Raw genomic sequence first — 18,873 nt, forward strand, 5'->3', positions numbered from 1 at the left:
AAATTACGCAAAAACGACCGCAACCCCTTGGCGCCGGCCCCGCCCCCATGTAGGCTATTCCCATGGCCAAACCCTTCCAGCGTGTCCTGCTCGTCAGCAAATACCGTGACCCCTCGGTTCTCCCCGGATTGCAACGGCTGCGGGATTTTTTGCTGGCACAAGACATCCCCACTTTTCTGGAAACCCAGTGTGCCACGGACATTGGCGACAGCCTGGGGCTGCCGTTGCTCCCGTTCGCGGAAGCGAATGCAGATGCCGACCTCGTCATCGCCCTCGGCGGCGATGGTACCCTGCTGGGGACGGCGCGGCAGACCGCACAAAGCGGTATTCCCATCCTCGGCATCAATCAGGGGCGGCTCGGCTTTCTTGCAGACCTTTCCATCGATCAGGTCAGCGAAGCCCTGCCGCCCATTCTGGAAGGCCACTATCAGCAGGACCTGCGCAGCGTCCTCTATGCCGAACTGTGGCGTGGCGAGGAGCGTTTCCATGCCGGCCTCGCCATCAACGAAGTGCTCATCCACAAGGGCGGCGGTGAAAGCATGATTGAACTGCAAGTGCAGATAGACGGCCGTTTCGTCTATACCCAGCGCGCCGACGGACTCATCATCGCCACACCCACCGGCTCTACCGCCTACGCCATGTCGGCGGGCGGCCCCATCCTCACACCCACCCTCGCAGCGCTTCTCCTCGTCCTCATCTGCCCACATACCCTCACCGCACGCCCCCTGGCAGTGGCCGACACCGTAGAAGTCCGCGCCCGCCTCACCGCGAGCCGCCAGTCAGCCGCGCTCAGTCTGGACAGCCACTACAGCGTCCCCCTGGAGATCGGCGACGAAATCGTCATCCGGCGTGCGCCCTGCTCCGCCCGTTTCATCCATCCCGAAGAGGAAAACTTCTTCCAGATTCTGCGCGGCAAACTGCACTGGGCCGAATCCCCCGGAGAAGACTGATGCTCCTCAACCTGCAAGTGCGCGACTTCGCCCTGATCGATGCCGTCAGCGTCGATTTTGCGGCAGGACTGACGGTGCTCACCGGCGAAACCGGCGCGGGCAAGTCCATTCTGGTGGACGCCATCGCCCTGCTCCTCGGCGACAAAGGCCATACCGAAGACATCCGCCATGGTGCCGAGCAAGCGGAAATCAGTGCCGAATATGGTCTCAGCCCCGAACACCCCGCGCGTCAGTGGCTGCGCGAACAGGAAATCGAGGATGAGGATGTCTGCCTTTTGCGCCGCATCATTCAGCGCAACGGCCGCAGCCGTGCCTTCATCAATGGTCGCAGTGTCAGCAACGGCCAACTCAAGGAATTCGGTGAAACTCTGGTCGAACTCCTCGGCCAGCATGCCCACCAAAATCTGCTTCAGCCGGAGCGCCAACTGTTTCTGCTGGATCGTTTCGCCGGATTGGAGACCACTCTGAACGCCGTTGCCGACCGCTACCGGCAGTGGCGCCAGGCCGCCCAGCGCTGCGCCGCGTTACAGGAACAACAGGGCAGGCAACACCAGCAGGAAGACTGGCAGCGCTTTCTGCTCGCCGAGCTGGAAGCTGCCGACTTGCAGCCCGATGAATGGGAAAACCTGCGCGCTGAAGAACAGCGCCTCGGTGCCGTGGAAAAACTGCGGGAGAACGTCCTGGCCGCCCTCGCCAGGCTGGATGGGGAAGACCGCGCTGCCGGCCGCGCCATCGCCGAAGCGCAACGCCATGTGAGTGCCGCCCGCGCCCACGATCCCCGCCTCGCGGACTGCGATGAACTGCTCAATTCGGCCATGATTCAGACCGAAGAGGCCATTACCGGCCTGCGCGCCTACGCCACTGACCTGGAGGCCGACCCGGAGCGGCTCGAAAGTATCGCCCAGCGCCTGCAACGCCTGCAGGATCTGCAACGCAAACACCACTGCGACATGGCCGGTTTGCTCGCCACACGCGAATCTTTGCGCCGGGAGTTGCTGGGCAACGAAGACCTTGCGGCGGCCCGCGGCGCCGCCGAACGCGAGTTGGTCCAGGCGCGTGCGGCCTACGTTGGGGACTGCACCGCCCTCAGCAACGCGCGCCAACAACGGCAGGACGCACTGGCCCAGGCCATCATCGCGCAGATCCAGCAACTGGGCATGCCCCACGCCGCTATCGAGCTACGCCTATGCAGCCACTCTGAAGCCGAAGAACAATGGCGTGATACGGGCTGGGATCAGGTGGCAATCTGGATTACCGCGAACCCAGGCCATCCCGCCCAACCCCTGGCCAAGGTCGCCTCCGGCGGCGAGCTGTCACGCATCGGCCTCGCGCTGCAGGTCATCCTCGCCGCACCAGAACACATCGACACCCTGATTTTCGACGAAGTGGATGTGGGCATCGGCGGTGCCGTCGCCGAAAGGGTCGGCCGCCTGCTGCGCCGTCTCGGCGGCCGTCAGCAAGTCCTCTGCGTCACTCATCTGGCACAGGTAGCCGCCCAGGGACACCAGCATCTGCGGGTGGAAAAACAAGTCATCAACGGTCAGACCCTCAGTGAGGTCCGCGCACTGAACAGCACCGGGCGCCAACAGGAAATTGCCCGCATGCTGGGCGGCATCGAAATTAGCGAGGCTGCCACTCAGGCGGCAGCCGCCTTACTGGCCAGCGCTGAATCCGGAGTATGACGGCCAGGGTCGACACAAAGCGAAATCAATCCTTGCATAGGGATATTTCAGCGTAGCCAATAGTCTACACTAGGCCTTGATGCCTGGGTCGCTTACACTCTGGCTAATGAGGGGATATTCTGGGCATGCCAATGCATGTCCAGTGTCAAAGACCCGGAGAACCGATGGCGGCCGATTTAATGGAAGGATATAGCACAGAGCCCGCGTCAGCCGTCCCGACACGCGGAGAGCATCACAGAGCCGACTCCATCCCACGGCGGGTACTGGTAGCCGCTTTGGCGATACTGCTATTGGTAGGCGGTGTCGTCTACGTCGCGGTTCGCTCCATTCACATTCTCGGCAACAGCAGCGACACTCTCGTTCAAGTCGGGTTACCCCTGCAAAAACAACTGCTAAAAATTAAAGACACCCAGCGTCAGGCAGAATTTTTTCGTCAGCTTGCCCAAGTGCTGCCGCAGGCGGGTTATGAAAAGACCTTCGCCCAACTGATAACCAGCGAAGAGCACGACCTGCAAACACTACAACGTGCTACCCGCGATCACCCCGCTCTCACGGTGGCCATGCAACAGCTGCAGAGCAGCCTGGCCATGTATGCGCAGACCACTGGCGACGGCACGACCGAGGAGGCCAGCAAGGCCACCGTCGAAGAAAAATTTCGGGCCGTACATCTGGCAGTGGCGACACTCCTTGCCCGGCAAGGTGCTGCGGCCGCTGCGGCGCGGACTCGTGCCATCCAGATCCTCTATGCACTGGTATTCATCACCGCTTTGCTCAGCATACTCATCCCCTGGCGGGTAGCCACCGCCCTGACCCGGCCCCTCAAGGATTTTCGTCGTGCCGTGGAGGATATTGGCGCGGGTAAACTGACGAATGTCGCCAGTGAAGGCCCCCAGGAACTCCGCGATCTCGCCCGCAGCATTGAAAGCATGCAGGCGCGGCTGCGGGAAGAAGAACGTTTGCGACACGAATTCCTCAGCCAGGTGTCTCACGAGTTGATAACCCCGTTAGCCTCGGCACGATCTGGCAGCGAGCTCCTGCTCAGTGAGCGCATCGGCCCACTGTTACCGCGGCAGCACGAAGTGCTCGAAATCATCGTCCGTCAGGTCAAGGAGTTATACGCCGCCATTCAGGAAATGCTGGACATGCACGCCCTGCAAGCGCGTTCCCTGGATTTTTCACCGCAGGATATCCCTATTACCGAAGTGCTGGTCGACCTGCAAAAACGTATGCAACCGCTGACCGATAAAAAAAATCAGATATTGGATTGTAACGGAGTAAAGGAACTCAGCGTCTATGCAGACCCCCAGAGACTGCGCCAGATTCTGACCAATCTGGTCAGTAACGCCCATAAATACAGCCCGGCAGGCGGGCGGATCGAGGTTCGCGCAACGGCACAACAAGGGGGCATTCTCTTTAGCGTGGGCGACAACGGTCCCGGCATCCCAGAAGCCTTGCTGGAACGGGTCTTTGAACGCTTTTATCAGGTGCCGGTCAGCAACAGTCTGCCCCGCGGCACGGGTCTGGGCCTTGCGATTACCCGCGAGCTGGTGGGCGCTCAAGGTGGCTGGATCCGGATGCACAATCGCCCCAGCGGTGGTCTCTACGCCGAAATCTGGTTGCCCGCTGCGCGCAACGCCGGAGCCATTTGATGCGCTGGATCGCTCACGTCTTTCCGATCTTCGCCGCACTCGGTCTCACCGCGACGCTGGGTGCCTGCGCACGACTCACGCCACAAACAGCCCCACCGCCCCCTCTGCCCAACGCAGCACGCAACATATTGCTCAGTGATCTTGCCCACTGTGGCGTGCCCACATCCGCCGCTTGCGCGCGCATCCATGTGGCGTTAGCCCATAGGTATCTGAGTGGCGGGCCGCTGAATGGCACGGCCTTGGGGAATGCGGCGAGAGAGTTGGGGCTCGCGGCCCAGAATAACCAAGTGGCGGCCGAGACCCTCCCTCTGCGTCGCGTCGTCCATGCGCTGCGAGAGCACACCACCACCAAGGACGCCTGTATAACCGAACTCAGACTGGCCCAGACACGATCCGCGACCGCACAAGCACAATCCGCTGCCGCGCAAGCACGCCTGAATCGCCTGGAAAAGCTCCTCCGCGAACATGCCGCAAAATCTCTTGACCACCACGTTCTCAAACAGCCCTAAGATGCCCCAACCTACCCCCACGATACTCACCGTTGACGACGATCCCGACTTTCTACGCCTGCTCGGCCTCTGGCTGGAAAGCGAGGGATACCACGTCCTGGCCAGCAGTGATCCCACACAAGGCATGCACATTTTGCACAAGGACAGGCCCGATTTGGTCATCACCGACCTGCGCATGCCGGGCATGGATGGAATGGCCGTGCTAGAGGCTGTGCAAGCCCTTGACCCCGATCTCCCCGTCATTCTACTCACCGCCCATGGCAGCATTCCCAACGCGGTGGCAGCCATGCGTGCACAGGCGTTCGGGTATCTCAGCAAGCCTTTCAGTAATGAAGAGCTGCAGGAGTTGACCAAGGCCGCACTCGCGCAGCGCCACGCCGGGCAGGAAACCCGCAAGCTGCGGGCTGCATTGCGCGAACAAGCCGGACAAAGCATCCTCCACCGCAGTTCCGTCATGGCCGCACTGGTGGATGAGCTGGCGCGTATCGCCAGCTCGAAGGCCAGCGTTTTCCTTTCCGGGGAAAGTGGCTCCGGCAAGGAACGTGTCGCCCGCGCCATCCACGACGCCAGCCCGCGCCGTGACGGTCCATTCGTTGCGGTCAATTGCGGTGCCATTCCCGCCGAACTGGCGGAGAGCGAACTCTTCGGTCATGTCAAAGGTGCCTTCACCGGCGCCACTCAAGACCATGCCGGATTAATCCGCAGCGCCAGCGGCGGCACCCTCTTTCTCGATGAAATCGCCGACCTGCCTCTCACCCTGCAGGTCAAGTTGCTCCGCGTCCTTCAGGAAGGCACTCTGCGTCCCGTCGGCGCAAAAATGGAGACGACTGTCGACCTGCGGGTCATCAGCGCCACCCATCAGGATATTCACGCCCTTACCGCCGACGGTGCCTTCCGCGAGGATCTTTACTATCGTCTGCATGTCATCCCGCTGCGAGTCCCCAGCCTGAGTGAAAGGGCGGAAGACATCCTGCTGCTGGCCCAGTATTTTCTAGATCGGGAAAGTCAGCGCATGAACCGCGATATTCTGGGCTTCAGTCCCGAAGCCCTCGACAAGTTGATGCAGCGGTCCTGGCCCGGCAATGTCCGGGAGCTAGAGAATGCCGTCACCTTTGCCGCGGCGGTCACCGAAAAGGGCTGGGTCGCTGCCGATGCTATCCCCGACACCAATCGCCAAGGCGGCCAAAGCGCCTTCCCCCGGTTGCAGGACGCCAAGACCGCCTTTGAGCGCACCTATCTGGAAAATCTGCTGCGCGCCACGGATGGCAACATCTCCCGTGCCGCACGCATAGCTGGCCGACACCGGACTGATCTTTACAAACTGATGCGTAAACACAGCCTGGCTCCACAACTTTTCAAGGGCCAGGAGGGGCGGGATGAAGAATAGCGATGGGCTGGTGCTTTGCCCCCCTCGCCGATCTTGCTATGCTGAACCTACTTTGACTCCGTCAACGGCCCGATGACACTACCCGTTCCAATCGCTCAGAAATCGTTCTTCCAGCGTATCCACCTCCGCCGCTGGTTCGTTCAGGGTTTGCTCATTTCGCTACCCATTGGGCTGACGGTTTACGTGGTGTTGTGGATAGGCGGCTGGCTGAACAACCTATTTGAGGCACCGATCAGGGCACTTTTTGGCGTCGACATCCCTGGCCTGGGCTTGTTGCTGACCCTGATGATTATTCTTGGCGTCGGTTTCCTCGCCTCCCATGTCCTGACCGCCTGGATTTTTGAGAGGCTGAACGCCGTACTCGGACGCATTCCCGTACTGCACAGCCTCTACAGCACCATTCACGAAACGGTGGGCTTGCTGTTTGGCGGGACGGACCGTGGTTTCCGTAGTGCCGTACTAGTTCGCCAGGGCGGCGACATGGGTTATCTCATCGGCCTGATCACGCGCGACACCCTCAGCGAACTTCCCCGCTTGCCCGAGGAGTGTATCGCAGTGTTTATCCCCATGAGCTACGGCATCGGCGGCTTCACCTGCCTCGTGCCACGCGACAAAGTCGTCCCCCTGCCCGACCTCACCCCGCAACAAGCGCTGCGCTTCGCCATGGCGGGCGGAGTGGGGGGAGGGAAGGCCATTCGTGATAAGCTGGGTGCCGGTACTGAATCAGGTAGAGAGGCTGCACCGAGTCCTTCTGACCCAAACCGGTGATAACTCCATTCCGTGGGCGCTTTGCGGCAAGCCCACAGTCTTCGTTATACTCACGTCACAACATAAGGAGATGAAGCATGGCTGAAGTCCGCAAGGCAGTCTTCCCCGTAGCCGGTCTGGGCACTCGTTTTCTCCCGGCCACCAAGGCCAGCGCCAAGGAAATGATGCCGGTCGTGGACAAGCCACTCATTCAGTATGCTGTGGAGGAAGCCATCGCCGCAGGCTGCGACCAACTCATTTTCATCAGCGGACGCGGCAAGCGTGCCATCGAAGACCACTTCGACGTTTCTTACGAACTGGAAATTGAGCTGGAAAAACGCGGCAAGGAGGCCCTGCTGGAACAAGTGCGGAGCATCCTGCCCAGCCATGTCAGCACCATTTTTCTGCGCCAGCCCTACCCTCTTGGACTCGGGCATGCCGTGCTTATGGCCCGCCCGGTGGTGGGTGACGAACCCTTCGCCGTGTTGCTGGCCGACGACCTCATGCTCGGCGAACCACCCGTGCTCGCGCAAATGGTGGAACAGTACCACCGTTATCAGGCGGGCATTCTCGGCGTCGAAGAAATTGTGCGGGAGCATTCCACCCGCTACGGCGTAGTCGACGCGCGGCCCTGGGATGATCGTATTTACCAGGTTAGCGATATCGTCGAAAAGCCCAAGCCCGAGAACGCGCCTTCGAATCTGGGCGTGGTGGGGCGCTACATCCTCCCTGCGCAGGTGTTTCACTTTCTGGAACAAACTCAACAAGGCGCGGGTGGTGAGATTCAACTGACGGATGCCATCGCCCACCTGCTGAAAGAGCGGCAGGTGCTGGCCTATCTTTTTTCCGGGCAGCGCTTTGATTGCGGCGACAAGCTTGGCTACCTGAAGGCGACCATCGCCTTTGGCAAGTTACACCCCGAGGTAGGTGCCGATTTCACCCGATACATGGACAGCCTCTGCGAACCCCAGGCCCCGGTTGAGGCATTTCCGTGACCCCCTTCATTCCCTCCGAACGGGGCGCTATCATCGCCCGTTTCCCCGAGGAGCACAGGCATCCATGATCATCATCGACGGAGTTACCGAAAGCGGTGGCAAATTCCGCCCGTCCGCCTGGGCGGAGATGCTCATTGAAGGAGTCGGCCTCGCCCATTTCGGCGCCGACCACAAGATTCATTACCTGCCCCTCATTGAACCCGCCACCATCAATGGCAACGCCGCCATTATCATAGACGAGAGCCTGGAAGAGATTCGCCCGGAGGCCTTTGCTGAAATCATGCGCTTCGCCGCCGAAAATCGCCTGCAGGTGCGGCATGAAGAAGGCAGCATCGCCGATCGCCGGGTACAGCAGCCCACCCGCCGCCGCCACCAGACCCAACGCCCACGTTCCTGATGGCAGAACGTCCCTCCGCCTCCGCCCGTCTGCGTTTTGCCTGGATACTCGGCATCGTCATTATTGCCTATGGCGCCCTGGCCATTGCCCTGAGCGTCCACGTCATTGACCAGCAAAGCGGCGTACGTGCGGACCTCTATGTCGCCTTGCAAACGCTGGACCAACTGCATCGGGAAGCGATGTCCCAGGCGACCGGTGCGCAGGAACGCCAAACCATAGAAACCGCTTGGCGCAACGAACGCGCCTTCGCCGCAGCCTCATCGCAACAAGCCCAACACGTCGCAGGGACGCTGATATCGCGTCTGAATCAGGAATATCCCACCAATGCCTGCGGCCGCCGTGGTCCCTCTTTCATCGCCGCCAATGCGCTCCCCGCTCAGCATGCCTGTATGGTCGCCATCGGGAGCAAAGGCAATGTCGTTCAGGCCACGGGCTATGACACGCAAGGCATTGCCATGGACAACTTTTATGAATACCTCTATGCCCCCACCGGTCGCTCAGACTGAGGGCACAACACCGCCCCCATCCTGCGTACCACCTGGGTCCACCGTAATAGTTCGGTATTGGTTGAATGTGCAGCATGCCGTCACCTGGCCATCGCTTGCGCGCTGAAATGGGGCCTCACGATCAGAGGTCATGAACCTTGGCATGGCTTGGCAAATCGACTCAACGACTGCCACAGACTGGAAGCGGTCATCCATGAATGATGGTCATATGACAGCATCCGACCCTAATACGTCATTCGGCGCGACCGGTAGTGGTTTATCCTGAAACAAAAGGCGGGCGGGTGATCTACCAAAGAGGACTTCGTTATGTTTACCCGTGACCCTCCGGGGCAAAAGTGTCAGAGATGTCTCTATGAGTATACAGTCGCCTGTCAAGAAACCCCGTAAACCAGCCTATTCTGACGGGTTTTGTGAGGATGTTCTGACGTCAGGTTGGGGTATGGCGTTACCTGTCATATCGGGGTCCACTATAGTGATCGCGGTCACCTGCATAGGGTTCAGCCCTCATGAAACTGCCTCAAAAAACGTATCGACTGGAATTCCTCCGGAATCAACCACGCCTTCCGCCCAGACGGAGGGAGTGGTTGTTGGAAAGTGTTGCGCATGGCCCTGTGGTATAGCAACCCAGCTGTTTTCGCGGTGACCATCGGGGGGGGCGGCTTCTTTCAGCGGCAGTCCATCCCATCGCCACGCCTTCGGATGCCCGCGTGAGTCGTCGCTTACCAGTGTAGCTGTCCAAGACATCGAAAGGTCGGTGTCAGCAGAAATATCAGCAAGTCTAATCATCAAGAAGCGCATCAACATACTCCAGAATTTTTTAGTGGTGGCCCAAAATGCCGTGCCATTAACACGTTACTAACACCGAGACCGTTACTAACCGTTCGTCTACGGCTAGCGCTACACGCACTACCGAGAAATCCTGCATTGTCATGCAGTCCATTTATAACAAGCAACGGCGTTGCCACGCAACAGACACGGCGGTTTCCCTGCGCACCATCCGCTTCGCCAAATCTGGCGTAGCATGACGTGGAGATTCAAGTGGAAAATGAAAAGATGATCTGGAGTACCCGCCAGAATCAGAATACGTGAAAGTAAATCATTTCTCCCACGCCCTCGCCGTCGTCGCAGACAAGCAATATTTCAGTGCTATCTTCATTTTTGAAGATACTTAGCGGATATTCAGTATTGTCTTCATAACAATCGGCGCGGAATGTGGTGCTTCCTTGGTTGATGTTGTGCGTAATTACAAGCTCAAAACGCAAAGCACCGGCCTGGCCAAGTGCAACGAGAGTCGCCCTACAAGCCTCGATCTCGTTCCCATCAGTATTCACGGCATCTATTTTGCCAGAATAGAATCCGTCTAATTCTCCAAGACCATTTCCCAACTTACGGACCCAAGTTGCTCTGATTTCGCTTTTTCCTTCAAACATAGTGCCTCTTTCTTCAAATTTTAGTCCCACTACCCACTGAATCTAGTTTGCAGCGGAACGTCCGGCGGACCTGGATTATCTGGTATTTTTTGTCCCAAGTGACCGGATCAGTGAAACTGTGCCGCCGAGAAAAAGGATAGCAGGGAAGAGGTACTGGAATATTTCGGTGAAGATGGCCCCCACTTATACGGGTGCCCTGGAGAGGGCGGTATGGACGGCCACGTTGACGCCATCCATGGGATTTGCCAGTTTCGGGGGTGGTGTGGGCTGTGCGTAGAGATGGACCTGATAGGCCAGTTCGGTATGCCAGAGATGGAGGCCCACGTAGGACACTACGATCAGAATCAGATCGATCCACCAGGGAATCCGACTGGAGAGAGTGAGTAAATCTTCCATGGTGGAAGTATGCCTGCGGTTTTGTTGCGGTCTGGGCATCATTGGGAATAGTTCCTCTCTATTTTAGATAACCAGTCAGGCTCTCGATCCATCAAGATAATGGCCCATTATAGGCCAAATAGCAGGGGATGATAGGGCCCTCCTCTAGTCGAGAGTAGCCCTTCCCATGCCGCCTGTGAAGGTCCGCTACCGCTGCATTGCCCTCGCCATCCTATCGTCAGCACCAGATGCTTGCGCATGTCCCATATCGGGACTAGACTTCATGTCATGCGAGTTATTGCCGTGTCCACGCTCCGGGACTTCTGGCAGCTCCACCCCAGTGCCGAGCTGCCTCTCAGGGCTTGGTACGAGGAGGTTGCGAATGCGACATGGACTCAACCCGCCGATATCAAGGCACAGTATCGTAGTGCCAGCGTGCTGAAGAACCGCCGGGTTGTTTTCAACATCAAAGGCAATGATTATCGGCTGATCGTCGCTGTGTCATACAAGTTACAGATTGTCTATGTAAAGTTTGTCGGCACTCACAAAGACTATGACGCAGTGGACGCGGATACCGTTGACATATCCTGATCAGGAAAGGAGGGAAACATGGACATTCGCCCCATTCACACCGAAGCAGACTACGCTGTCACCCTCAAGGAAATATCTACCTTGATGGATTCCGACCCTGATCTGGGCACGCCGGAGGGGGATCGCCTAGATATCCTGGCCACGCTAGTGCAGGCCTACGAGGCCAAGCATGTACCCATCCTTGCGCCCGATCCAGTGGAAGCCATCAAATTCCGAATGGAACAGAGCAATCTGTCTGTTAAAGATCTGGAGCCGATCATCGGTAGGAGGAACCGGGTATACGAAGTCCTGAATCGCAAGCGCCCGTTGACGCTGCCTATGATCCGTAGATTACATAAAAGCATGGGAATTCCCGCCGATGTGCTGATTACGGAGAGTTTGGGCTAAGTCAACGAACTGCCGCCGTAATAGCTCACCCCAGTGTTGCTTGCATCAGTCCCCAGGTAGCAGTAACTCATTTAGCGTCTGGCTAGGTGTTTACGCGATGCGTGTCGCCTGTAGACTGGTAGCGGACGTAGGACTCGGCTAGAATGGCCGAACTCGTGTCCGGCCTAAAAATGGAGAAATTCACTGTTTTGTCTGATGGTTGGTCGCAAACGGAAACAAATAAAAAACAATAGGATAGGATCGTGTTGGCAACATGAACATGAGACACAATGATACCTTCTGTCTTGTAGAAAGAAAACTGCGCATGAGTCGAAAAAACAAGCTAACATATCACTAACTATTGCCTTAAAATATAAGCCAGTTTTGATGCCTAAAGCTGTTTCTCAGAGTTGCAATACGCGAGTAGCAGAAAAGGTGTTATATTTTCTGGCTTAAATAGAGCTTAACCCCTAAGATTCTTTACGTTTTATGGGTCGACTATACATAGATAGGCCAGTGATGCCGACAAGAACTACCAAACCAACGCCACCATCAATAATAAAAAGTATTGGCATTGATGCTTTATAATACATAAATATTGCGGCAATCCATGGTGCAACCAACATTGCAGAATTACGAAATGAGCCTAGCTTGGCTGTTATTTCTCCAGCATTTCTTGAAAACTCTTGCACGACCACGACATTAGCACGAATCGACTCGGTTGCAGAAAATATTCCTGTACAAAAGAAAAGCATAGTTGCCGCATACGACGCAATTGATAATGGCAACATAAATGCACAACCTAACGCTACAAAACATAGAGCAATAATAATTACAGATACAATCGTTGCTTGCATCGGATTCATAGTACCAAGAGATTTAGAACAACTTCTTCGCGAAAGATAGCTTGCGGCTAAAATTCCACCAGCACCAGAAGACGTTACGAGCACACCAAGTAGAATCATATTGTAACCTGAGCTTCGCAAAAGAACTGGTAACTGATTATTTATAAAAAATACCATAAATGAGTAAGTGGTAACCGTCAAGAGCAATTGCTTTAGGAGGAGATCACTTGCCTTCTCAGTTTTTATTGGACATGTATTTTCTTTTTTATGAGTTTTATCTTTATATGTCTCGTTTGGTTTAAATTTATAAAATGAATAAAAAATAACTATAGCTGCTGCTAGTGTCATTCCAATGGAAATTTCAATAGCAAGCGACTCACCATAACTGGATGCAATGAGAACGCCCAAGGTCGGCGCACCGATTTTTGATGCACTTCTCAGCAGGCCCAACAAACTAAAATAATGGGATATATCACCGTGCGGTATAATGCGGGCGGAAATGACGTTACTTGCTGGGTTTTCTGGTAGCGCTATCACGGATCTAAAAAACACGATCAAGCAAAAAAATGGAAACAATGGCTTGAATAAAAGAAGCATTGTGATGCTACTTCTTAGAACTAGCGACAAGATTAAAACCAAAAAATGATTATTAAGTGTATCCACTAGTCGTCCAACACGCGGAGCAAGAAAAACCGATGGGCCGAGTATCAAAGCACTTATCAAGGCCATAAGAAAAGCATTGGCATGATATATATAAGACGTCAAAGTGAGAATCACGAGGAAATCTATCCAAACACTAAAACTTGACAAAGCAGAACCTATTAATAATCCTATTGTCAACCTATTCCACATTTTATCCATGGGCGACTTCCTTAACAAATAAATTTCTCATCTAATTGTATGTTCGGTATTAATCTCTTCTGTTCTAATTCCCTTGCATACAATGGGAGTTCTACATAATCAGCTTCAGTTAGAAAATTATTGCGTGGCACCAAACGAGAACCAAGTCGGATATATGCTTTATCGTTATCGATGTCTACCTGGCATAGAGATTCTGAATTGAACATAAACCATGAATCTTTAGACACTAGAGACTCTAGAGATGCATTATTAATATCGTTATCATTGACCGACGGAGGCGGCATTAACTGAACTGATAAATGATTTTATTGCGTAATTAGTATCAATTCTTTCTAGTGAAGATGCAATATCGATGAGGGCGATTTTCAGTTTCGATTCTGTATGCTCATCAACCGCGCTCGGGAATAAATGTTGTCGCATTGTTTCGCTCGTAGGAGCAAGAAGAGTGTTGATAATATATTCAGCAACTTGATTAGCACGCCACGGCGCCAATCCAATAGTTATATGTGTGGAATGCTTATTAGTGCAATTAGCACTATGCAGTGTACCTGCAGGCAGGTACAGAACATCACCAGGTTCTAGCAAGTACTCGGCCAGAGTATCGCCAACCTCTTCTTCAGATACCTTACGTCCTTGTATGGCTGTTGGCATTACTACAAGTTGTGGGAACACTTTCCAATTTTTTGTACCGTCGAGTTGTATTGCAAACATATCAATTGCATCAAAATGGACACTATTGAAACTATTACAAAATCTTATAGATATCCATTGAAGGTTGTTAAAAGTTGATCTATGTTGCTTACTGAAATTTTTTAATACAACTCGTGCTTTTATAAAAGCTGTGTTTTTTTCCAAGGGTGTTTTTAATAAAGTGGTCGCGACTTATCCCTGATAATATTGTTTCGGAGAACATTTCTACCTCTTAGAGTAAACCAGGCATTATTTGGCCTGGTTTAACAAGCTTGCACCTAATTAAAAAAGTTCTAGCTGAATGCTCAGATATATGCCAGAATTGAGTCTAACAATTTTGATATCACTAATATTCAATTTCATCTGCATTCTCCTAAAATCACCGCAAACCATTATGAACGGTCAAGTAAAGACAAAGATCTTTGCTGTGAAACATGAGCGACCAAGATATCAACGCATATAACGTGCCACCTTTTGTTTTCAGGCGAACATATTATTATAATAATAATAAAATCAGCATGTTATAAAATATAAAAACCGCTTTGCTTTAACTATAAACATATCGTTGCACGCACAATATTGGTGCGCCGGTCTAAATTTGCACCAATTTACGGCATTAACCGTTACACTTAACGCTTGACCATGGCAATGGTACTTTAGTGTAGATTGTGTAGGATTTTTTGCTACATCGTTCTTGATTCCACTGAAGACCTTGCTGGCTGCTGTACTATTGATTGTCTCAGAATTCGGATAAAAGCACGCTAAATCAGTTTCCGAAAAAAATATATTGATACATATAATCATAATGTTACCATATTTATGGCTATCAAAGGTTGCTGTTTCCAGGCTCCAGAAACGACCGTTTTCAAGAGTCTTCAGATGGCGGTGATTGTTGCACGGTAAAATCAAAGGGTTGCAATTATCGAAAATCATTTTCAAAAGACTGCCAGGGTTTACAGTCATGGTGACGAGTTTCGAGAACATGATGGTCAGTCCGCTGGACGACTGCTTTCGCTGCGTACTTGCCATTGGAAAGTTCACCCGGAGACAGAGAATCCGCGAGAAGCCAGGATGATACTTTTTGCCTGGGAAAGCCGCTAGGAAAATTACGCTATAACGATCCAAGATAACACATTAATTTTTCTGTAAAATGCAGTGAGCATTAAATCACTTGGTTACGATGTTTTTAAGATGATACTATTTTGTCCGCGAACAGTCGCGGCAATCAGAGAAATTCTGCTCGAAAGCAGCGGCAGGCCAATGACGAAACCAATGATGTCCACCCGTCGCCGGTAGAGATTGCCCTTCACCCACAGCTCGCGCACGCAACGAAATTCGCTGTTTTCCGGCGCATCGAAATCGAAGCCCCCCAGCCGCTGCTCCAGGTAGTCGGCGGTGATCTGCTGGACAAGGGTATCTTCGGCATAGAATCCTTGGGTCAGATGCTCGCGCAGCACTCGCGTGGCCCACTGGCGAAAGCGGGTGGCTTGGGTGGAGTTGACGCGGTAGCCGACCGAGATGATGGCGTCCAGGTTGAAATACTCCACCTGCCGGACCACCTTCCGCTCGCCCTCCCTTTGAACTGTTGCATTTTTTGCAACAGCTCGTTCTCGTTCTAATTCATTGGTCTCAAATATGTTTTTCAGGTGGCGAGAAATGACGGATTTGTCCCGGCCAAAGAGATCGGCCAACTGCTGCAAGCTGAGCCATAGGGTTTCCCCCTCAAACCGCACCTCCACCTGCTGGCTATCAGCCTCAAAGATCACGATGTCATTCATGACACCTCCTTTTCGAACCTCAATCGAACTGCGCCTTGGACCGCAGCAGGTTGTCAGCGGCACTCCAGAGGCGTTTTTCGATGGCTTCGATGTATTCGAGTTGCGACATTAATTTTTAGCCTTGCGTATGCCTCTACAATATTATCATTGGATTAAACGGCCTGTTGGCCATTATCTATGACGAATTGTAAAGTGCATGCGCCAAGATCGAAAGATTATGTCCCGCTACGTTAAACCGCATACCACATTGGCACACTCAGCCCGGCAGGCTGCCGTAAAGCGCTGTCACTCCGTCTCCCCGGCCTGATAGGCTGCAATGGGGGCATTCCGCTTTTGTGCATAAGCCTTCAGATAAGCCACCTCCTTGTGCCAGGCCTTTACCCCCTTGGTGGCAATCCATTCCTGCTTCATCTGCTCAGGACCCGGCACCTTGAGCAAGGTCGTGGGCGCGTAGGCTTCCCCCTTACCCGGAGGCGGTAATCCAGCACCACGCTGCGTCTGACGAGCCTTATACCAGGCATACCATTTTGAATTCGGGTGCAACGGATGTCCTAAAGCCCCGGCCTCGCGGCGCATCAGGGTGTAGTCATCACATTGGCCTACATTGAACGCAACCGGCACCTGCATCGGGAGAAGCCTGGTCTCGGCGTAATCCGGGTGATCCGTCCACATGCCGGAGAATACACTGGCATTTTCGTCCCATTGCGACATCGGCGGCAGACCAAAAATCGCTTCCGTAGTCTTCAAAATATTCACTTGCGAGTAGAGCTTGGTGTCCAAATACCCTTTCTTCACCCAGGGTCCCATAGCCAGCGCGAAGGTCCGGTGTGCATTGATATGGTCGGCGCCGGACTGGGCATCGTCTTCGGTCAGAAATACGACCATGTGTTTCCATTCCGGTGTGGTGGACAAATAGTGAATAAACCCGGCCGTCGCATAGTCATTGTTGGCCACGTAGTAGTTTGGGGTGTAATAGCACGGCGAACGACCTGCCGTATGATCGTCCGGCAACCAGATATAAATAAAATGCGGGAATTGGGCACCCGGATGAGCTTCCAGCCAGTGTACCGCCATTTTCTCCCGGTAGGTGTCGAGCATCATCCGGTCCCAGCCGGGGAAACCGGTGGCCAGATGTTTTTTCATCACCGTGGAGATATTGCCCGCCTGAGACCGCGAGACAAATTCGCCGAAGTCCTCAAAGGAGACCTTGTGATCGAGCAGGTCATTAAAGAGAAAAAGTCGCTGCGGATAGCTGATCCACGGATTAGACCACTTGCCCAGTACCGAGAGATTTTCATAAATCGCATAAGGGTTATCCACACCGAGCGGCATACCACCCGTCCCCGCTGCACCACCGGGTACCAAAGATTGCGTCCAGCCCGGATTGGGGACTAGCCCCCGCCCGGAGTAATACTCCGGCCACATGCGCTGCACAAAGTCTGAGTCTGAAGCCGCCGTCGTCCATTGATGGCCCTGTGCAGTCACTTCGCCATCGGCCATGAAGCTCGCAAACAAGGTGTTATGACGGGCGAGATGATAGAGGTTGGGCAAATCCTTGGGCCCATATAGGTCAAGATGCGGCTCCGCCCAAGCCCCGGCGCGTTTATAATCGCCCAGGTCTTCGTCGAAGGTCTTGTTTTCGCGCAAAATGAAGACCACGTAGTGGATGTGTTTGCGCAGAAAGACGGTGGTTTTGACGTTTTCCAGATGACGGGCTTCGCGCTGGGCATCAGTAAAACCATCATTGCGCAGGCTTTGCCGGGTCCAAGCCGGGAGATGGGTCGAAAGTTCATTCAGATCAACCTTCTGAATGAGTCCGTCCATCATGTCGCCCACCCACTGGTGTTCGACATTGGGGCCGGAGCCCAGGCCTTTGGCGGCCACCACGTAGAGGGCGTTGTCCGCATGGCTGATTGCCGTCGGATACCAGCCCGTCGGGATGAGGCCGAGGCCTTTGCCAGTCTGATCGTTATAGACGGCGACATCGTTGTTGCCCGCATTGGCCACAAAGAGTTTACCGCCAGCAATGGTCAGGCCGTCGGGATAGCTGCCTGGCGGGGCGTCGGGATAGGGGCTGTCATCGAGGAAGCCTTTGACGCGGAGACCGACGGTGTCCACTTCGGCGACACGGTCGACATTGGCGAGGGCTACAAAAACATCCGGGGAATGCGGGACAGCGACCAATGCCGCGGGGTGGACACCGGCAGCGGTCTTGTCGGGACCGGTAGAAGGACCGACGCGCACCGTACCCAATAACTGCATGGATGCGGGGTCAACCACTGCTACGGCGTTACCGCCCCAGAGGCTGATTACCAGCTTCTGGCCGCCATCGGCAAAAGCGACCGCATAGGGGTAGGGTCCAACATTGAGGTAATCGGTCTGCCCACTCTGAATATCGACTCGCGCCAGGCTGTTGGACAACATACCCGCCACATAGAGATATTTACCGTGGGGACCTACCGCCACGGCATCGGGGTAAAACAGCCTCGGCTGATTCACATAGTGTCCCTGATATGCGTAGGGATACTGGTCCTTGGGGAAGGGCTGCCAAATCAGTGGGTAGCGGCGCGAGAGCGTGAGCTCGCCGCCTTTTAGCGTGAACGCAGCAATATCACCACTGTCTCCGCCCGCGGCGTAGAGGGTTTGGTCAGGTCCAACCGCCATACCCTGAAAAAAACTCTGATGACCAATGACATCACCATGCAGATCGGTGACATCGGTAGAGTTTGGGGTCGCTTTCCCGGCATCTTTTTTGTAGGCAGCAATCTCTGCCACGCGATCCAGGCTCTTCTGATCATAGAGGGTGATGGTTTGCGCACGGGTCGCGCCATTCGCCATAGCGGCGACATGATTCCCTACCCGCACCACGTCAGTCGCGAAGTTGGGGGCACCGTTGACTAGGCCAACCGGCCTAATGGTACGCCCGGTAGGCAGGACGTGGGTCACCCAGCCTTTGTATTCTGGAGTGCTGTGCGTCGGGCCATTGCTGATGCGGGTAATGACCGGAGACGCGGCGTCAGACCACGCATAGCCAGAGAAAAACAGGTTCAACAGCAGCGTCACCACGCACACCGTCTGATTCCGACGCCTTTTTTCCATTACTTTTACTCCTTCG

18 protein-coding genes are annotated in these 18,873 nt (G+C 54.5%); 11 read left to right on the forward strand and 7 right to left on the reverse strand.

The window, feature by feature from the left end:
• The first annotated feature begins 62 nt into the window (after positions 1 to 62).
• The 9 genes from M0P56_RS07315 (at position 63) to M0P56_RS07355 (ending at position 8,822) form a co-directional block, all read left to right on the forward strand.
• Positions 63 to 950, forward strand: a complete 888-nt coding sequence (locus tag M0P56_RS07315; RefSeq protein ID WP_291509395.1) for an NAD(+)/NADH kinase — start codon at positions 63 to 65, stop codon at positions 948 to 950.
• Positions 950 to 2,632 (forward strand): DNA repair protein RecN, encoded by a 1,683-nt coding sequence (recN, locus tag M0P56_RS07320; protein WP_291509396.1) that lies wholly within the window; start codon positions 950 to 952, stop codon positions 2,630 to 2,632. The genes M0P56_RS07315 and recN overlap by 1 nt, the downstream gene beginning before the upstream one ends.
• A gap of 164 nt (positions 2,633 to 2,796) precedes the next feature.
• Complete coding sequence (locus M0P56_RS07325) at positions 2,797 to 4,281, forward strand: HAMP domain-containing sensor histidine kinase (RefSeq protein WP_291509397.1); 1,485 nt, start codon at positions 2,797 to 2,799, stop codon at positions 4,279 to 4,281.
• On the forward strand, positions 4,281 to 4,790 hold the full coding sequence (locus M0P56_RS07330; protein WP_291509398.1) for a hypothetical protein: 510 nt from the start codon (positions 4,281 to 4,283) through the stop codon (positions 4,788 to 4,790). The genes M0P56_RS07325 and M0P56_RS07330 overlap by 1 nt, the downstream gene beginning before the upstream one ends.
• Position 4,791: 1 nt before the next feature.
• Positions 4,792 to 6,177: a sigma-54 dependent transcriptional regulator gene (locus tag M0P56_RS07335; RefSeq protein WP_291509399.1), complete on the forward strand. Its 1,386-nt coding sequence runs from the start codon at positions 4,792 to 4,794 to the stop codon at positions 6,175 to 6,177.
• Between the two features lie 72 nt (positions 6,178 to 6,249).
• On the forward strand, positions 6,250 to 6,945 hold the full coding sequence (locus M0P56_RS07340; RefSeq protein WP_291509400.1) for a DUF502 domain-containing protein: 696 nt from the start codon (positions 6,250 to 6,252) through the stop codon (positions 6,943 to 6,945).
• A gap of 77 nt (positions 6,946 to 7,022) precedes the next feature.
• Positions 7,023 to 7,919, forward strand: a complete 897-nt coding sequence (galU, locus tag M0P56_RS07345; protein ID WP_291509401.1) for a UTP--glucose-1-phosphate uridylyltransferase GalU — start codon at positions 7,023 to 7,025, stop codon at positions 7,917 to 7,919.
• Between the two features lie 64 nt (positions 7,920 to 7,983).
• Positions 7,984 to 8,316, forward strand: a complete 333-nt coding sequence (locus M0P56_RS07350) for a DUF3579 domain-containing protein (RefSeq protein ID WP_291509402.1) — start codon at positions 7,984 to 7,986, stop codon at positions 8,314 to 8,316.
• Positions 8,316 to 8,822, forward strand: coding sequence for a hypothetical protein (locus M0P56_RS07355; RefSeq protein ID WP_291509403.1), 507 nt, complete (start codon positions 8,316 to 8,318; stop codon positions 8,820 to 8,822). Before M0P56_RS07350 ends, M0P56_RS07355 begins: the two co-directional genes overlap by 1 nt.
• A gap of 504 nt (positions 8,823 to 9,326) precedes the next feature.
• On the opposite strand, the gene M0P56_RS07360 is transcribed toward M0P56_RS07355, so the two are convergent.
• From M0P56_RS07360 to M0P56_RS07370, 3 genes are all read right to left on the reverse strand, one after another.
• Positions 9,327 to 9,620 (reverse strand): hypothetical protein, encoded by a 294-nt coding sequence (locus tag M0P56_RS07360; RefSeq protein ID WP_291509404.1) that lies wholly within the window; start codon positions 9,618 to 9,620, stop codon positions 9,327 to 9,329.
• 278 nt (positions 9,621 to 9,898) lie between these two features.
• Positions 9,899 to 10,252, reverse strand: a complete 354-nt coding sequence (locus M0P56_RS07365; RefSeq protein ID WP_291509405.1) for a hypothetical protein — start codon at positions 10,250 to 10,252, stop codon at positions 9,899 to 9,901.
• Positions 10,253 to 10,435: 183 nt separating this feature from the next.
• Positions 10,436 to 10,648 carry a hypothetical protein gene (locus M0P56_RS07370; RefSeq protein WP_291509406.1) on the reverse strand — a complete coding sequence of 71 codons (213 nt, stop codon included), beginning with the start codon at positions 10,646 to 10,648 and terminating at the stop codon, positions 10,436 to 10,438.
• 282 nt (positions 10,649 to 10,930) lie between these two features.
• Here M0P56_RS07370 and M0P56_RS07375 point away from each other — a divergent pair, with 282 nt between their 5' ends.
• Positions 10,931 to 11,218, forward strand: coding sequence for a type II toxin-antitoxin system HigB family toxin (locus tag M0P56_RS07375; RefSeq protein ID WP_291509407.1), 288 nt, complete (start codon positions 10,931 to 10,933; stop codon positions 11,216 to 11,218).
• Between the two features lie 18 nt (positions 11,219 to 11,236).
• On the forward strand, positions 11,237 to 11,605 hold the full coding sequence (locus M0P56_RS07380) for a transcriptional regulator (RefSeq protein ID WP_291509408.1): 369 nt from the start codon (positions 11,237 to 11,239) through the stop codon (positions 11,603 to 11,605).
• A gap of 449 nt (positions 11,606 to 12,054) precedes the next feature.
• On the opposite strand, the gene M0P56_RS07385 is transcribed toward M0P56_RS07380, so the two are convergent.
• From M0P56_RS07385 to M0P56_RS07400, 4 genes are all read right to left on the reverse strand, one after another.
• A complete protein-coding gene (locus M0P56_RS07385; RefSeq protein WP_291509409.1) occupies positions 12,055 to 13,290 on the reverse strand; it encodes an MFS transporter in 1,236 nt (411 codons plus the stop codon).
• Positions 13,291 to 13,551: 261 nt separating this feature from the next.
• Positions 13,552 to 14,145, reverse strand: a complete 594-nt coding sequence (locus tag M0P56_RS07390; RefSeq protein ID WP_291509410.1) for a cupin domain-containing protein — start codon at positions 14,143 to 14,145, stop codon at positions 13,552 to 13,554.
• 1,010 nt (positions 14,146 to 15,155) lie between these two features.
• Positions 15,156 to 15,758, reverse strand: coding sequence for a RhuM family protein (gene rhuM, locus M0P56_RS07395; RefSeq protein ID WP_291509411.1), 603 nt, complete (start codon positions 15,756 to 15,758; stop codon positions 15,156 to 15,158).
• A gap of 285 nt (positions 15,759 to 16,043) precedes the next feature.
• A complete protein-coding gene (locus M0P56_RS07400) occupies positions 16,044 to 18,857 on the reverse strand; it encodes an alkaline phosphatase family protein (RefSeq protein WP_291509412.1) in 2,814 nt (937 codons plus the stop codon).
• Positions 18,858 to 18,873: the final 16 nt, after the last annotated feature.

This window comes from Acidithiobacillus sp., from assembly GCF_023229925.1.
Lineage (GTDB): Bacteria > Pseudomonadota > Gammaproteobacteria > Acidithiobacillales > Acidithiobacillaceae > Acidithiobacillus.

Excerpts from the sequence above, each read along its gene's own strand:
- M0P56_RS07315 (WP_291509395.1), top strand. The coding sequence starts at position 63 with ATGGCCAAACCCTTCCAGCGTGTCCTGCTCGTCAGCAAATACCGTGAC.
- recN (WP_291509396.1), top strand. The coding sequence starts at position 950 with ATGCTCCTCAACCTGCAAGTGCGCGACTTCGCCCTGATCGATGCCGTC.
- M0P56_RS07325 (WP_291509397.1), top strand. The coding sequence starts at position 2,797 with ATGGCGGCCGATTTAATGGAAGGATATAGCACAGAGCCCGCGTCAGCC.
- M0P56_RS07330 (WP_291509398.1), top strand. The coding sequence starts at position 4,281 with ATGCGCTGGATCGCTCACGTCTTTCCGATCTTCGCCGCACTCGGTCTC.
- M0P56_RS07335 (WP_291509399.1), top strand. The coding sequence starts at position 4,792 with ATGCCCCAACCTACCCCCACGATACTCACCGTTGACGACGATCCCGAC.
- M0P56_RS07340 (WP_291509400.1), top strand. The coding sequence starts at position 6,250 with ATGACACTACCCGTTCCAATCGCTCAGAAATCGTTCTTCCAGCGTATC.
- galU (WP_291509401.1), top strand. The coding sequence starts at position 7,023 with ATGGCTGAAGTCCGCAAGGCAGTCTTCCCCGTAGCCGGTCTGGGCACT.
- M0P56_RS07350 (WP_291509402.1), top strand. The coding sequence starts at position 7,984 with ATGATCATCATCGACGGAGTTACCGAAAGCGGTGGCAAATTCCGCCCG.
- M0P56_RS07355 (WP_291509403.1), top strand. The coding sequence starts at position 8,316 with ATGGCAGAACGTCCCTCCGCCTCCGCCCGTCTGCGTTTTGCCTGGATA.
- M0P56_RS07360 (WP_291509404.1), bottom strand. The coding sequence starts at position 9,620 with ATGCGCTTCTTGATGATTAGACTTGCTGATATTTCTGCTGACACCGAC.
- M0P56_RS07365 (WP_291509405.1), bottom strand. The coding sequence starts at position 10,252 with ATGTTTGAAGGAAAAAGCGAAATCAGAGCAACTTGGGTCCGTAAGTTG.
- M0P56_RS07370 (WP_291509406.1), bottom strand. The coding sequence starts at position 10,648 with ATGGAAGATTTACTCACTCTCTCCAGTCGGATTCCCTGGTGGATCGAT.
- M0P56_RS07380 (WP_291509408.1), top strand. The coding sequence starts at position 11,237 with ATGGACATTCGCCCCATTCACACCGAAGCAGACTACGCTGTCACCCTC.
- M0P56_RS07385 (WP_291509409.1), bottom strand. The coding sequence starts at position 13,290 with ATGGATAAAATGTGGAATAGGTTGACAATAGGATTATTAATAGGTTCT.
- rhuM (WP_291509411.1), bottom strand. The coding sequence starts at position 15,758 with ATGAATGACATCGTGATCTTTGAGGCTGATAGCCAGCAGGTGGAGGTG.
- M0P56_RS07400 (WP_291509412.1), bottom strand. The coding sequence starts at position 18,857 with ATGGAAAAAAGGCGTCGGAATCAGACGGTGTGCGTGGTGACGCTGCTG.